The sequence below is a fragment of the Pseudomonas sp. NPDC089569 genome (genome assembly GCF_050280625.1).
Classification (GTDB): domain Bacteria; phylum Pseudomonadota; class Gammaproteobacteria; order Pseudomonadales; family Pseudomonadaceae; genus Aquipseudomonas.
Map to the genome: position 1 here is coordinate 1 of NZ_JBNNVQ010000242.1, position 1,966 is coordinate 1,966.

Below are 1,966 nucleotides of genomic sequence, written 5' to 3' on the forward strand. Positions count from 1 at the left end.
CCGTGCTTGTTGATCAGGTAACCACCGTCACCGCGGCAACCTTCGGTCACCCGTACACCGGCGCCGGCGATACCGGTCGGGTGGAACTGCCACATTTCGATGTCTTGTACCGGTACGCCAGCACGCAGGGCCATGCCGACACCGTCACCGGTGTTGATCAGGGCGTTGGTGGTCGAAGCGTAGATACGACCTGCACCGCCGGTCGCCAACACGGTGGCCTTCGAACGGATGTAGGTGGTTTCACCGGTTTCGATGCAGATGGCGATAACGCCGACGAAATCGCCAGCATCATTCTTCACCAGATCGACAGCGTAGTACTCGTTCAGGAACGTGGTACCGGCTTTCAGGTTGCCCTGATAAAGGGTGTGCAGCAGCGCGTGACCGGTACGGTCGGATGCCGCGCAGGTACGGGCAGCCTGGCCGCCTTTACCGTAGTCCTTGGACTGGCCACCGAACGGACGCTGGTAGATGCGGCCGGTTTCGGTACGGGAGAACGGCAGACCCATGTGGTCCAGTTCGAAAACTGCGGCCGGGCCTTCCTGACACATGTATTCGATAGCGTCCTGGTCACCGATGTAGTCGGAACCCTTGACGGTATCGTACATGTGCCAGCGCCAGTCATCGTTCGGGTCAGCCGAAGCGATGGCGCAAGTGATACCACCCTGTGCCGACACAGTGTGCGAACGGGTCGGGAATACCTTGGTGATCACGGCAGTCTTGTGACCGCCTTGTGCCAGTTGCAGCGCTGCGCGCATGCCTGCACCGCCGCCACCAATAATGATGGCGTCGAAAGAAATCGTTGGAATGTTAGCCATGACTCAGATACCCCAGAGAATCTGCACACCCCAGACGAAGTAAGCGAACATCGCAACGCCGCATACTGCCTGGAAAAGGAAACGTACAGCGGTCGCGGACTTGCCGAACGCCATTGGCGTCAGGTAGTCGGTCGCGATGGTCCACATGCCGACCCAGGCGTGAGCGCCGAGGGCAACCAGGGCCAGGAGGCTGAAAATACGCATTCCGTTATGGGCGAACAGCTCATGCCATTGGGCGTACTCGAGGCCGGGATGGGCCACGATGTATCCGATCAGGAAAATGAAGTAAGCCGCGAGAACGACCGCAGATACGCGTTGCGCCATCCAGTCATAGAGGCCCGAACGCGAGAGGTTCGTGACGTTAGTTACCATATCCAAACTCCTGCCAGAACGATTACCACCACGGAAACGGCGATAACGATTTTCGAGCCCAGTTTGCCGCCTTCCAGCGTCTCACCGATGCCCATGTCCATGATCAAGTGGCGCACACCGGCTACCAAGTGATACAGCAAGGCGGACAGGATGCCCCAAATCACTAGCTTGGCTAGCGGACTGGTCAGACACGCTTTCACCTGACCGAAGCCTTCCTCGGAGCTCAGCGACTTGTCCAATGCGTAAAGCATGATGGCAAGGCACACGAAGAGGATGACACCGGAGATACGGTGAAGAATGGACGTGTAAGCAGTGACTGGGAGTTTGATGGTCCTTAGGTCTAGGTTTACAGGTCGTTGGCTTTTCACGGCTTTTTTTTCACACTGAAGAGCCCCTAACAATCAGGGCAAAGTTGTTGGGGAGTGCACTGGTCAGGTAACCACCACCCAGGGAGGCGACCCCCAATAAAGCAAGCCCAAAAGCCCTTGGCGGTCGGCTGCCGAGTATAGACAGTTAGGCTACTAATGACAACGGACATACCTTCCCAAAACGGCGCATTGCACAACTCGTATAAAAGGCGTAAATGGCAGGCAATTTCGAGAAAAAAGTCCGGTTAAAGCCTTCTGGAGCAAGACTTTAGGCAAATTGACATTCGAATTTATCTCACTATAGTGGTGCGGGCCACATGTTCGGGCGAATCATGCCCGCGCCCTTGCTGATACCGGTGACGGTGATGGTCACGCCGTCATGCTGGAACTGACGACTGGCACCCTTGGGCA

The 1,966-nt window shown here is 56.8% G+C and carries 3 protein-coding genes and 1 pseudogene; all 4 read right to left on the bottom strand.

Annotated features, from left to right (window positions below):
* Positions 1 to 815 (bottom strand): FAD-binding protein (locus ACQKP2_RS32675; protein ID WP_427582362.1); only part of this gene is annotated, 815 nt, incomplete at its 3' end.
* A gap of 3 nt (positions 816 to 818) precedes the next feature.
* A complete protein-coding gene (gene sdhD, locus ACQKP2_RS32680; protein WP_427582363.1) occupies positions 819 to 1,187 on the bottom strand; it encodes a succinate dehydrogenase, hydrophobic membrane anchor protein in 369 nt (122 codons plus the stop codon).
* Positions 1,181 to 1,555, bottom strand: coding sequence for a succinate dehydrogenase, cytochrome b556 subunit (gene sdhC / locus ACQKP2_RS32685; RefSeq protein ID WP_016773673.1), 375 nt, complete (start codon positions 1,553 to 1,555; stop codon positions 1,181 to 1,183). Before sdhC ends, sdhD begins: the two co-directional genes overlap by 7 nt.
* A gap of 316 nt (positions 1,556 to 1,871) precedes the next feature.
* Positions 1,872 to 1,966, bottom strand: a pseudogene (locus ACQKP2_RS32690) (hypothetical protein); the annotation flags it as partial.

Excerpts from the sequence above, each read along its gene's own strand:
- sdhD (WP_427582363.1), bottom strand. The coding sequence starts at position 1,187 with ATGGTAACTAACGTCACGAACCTCTCGCGTTCGGGCCTCTATGACTGG.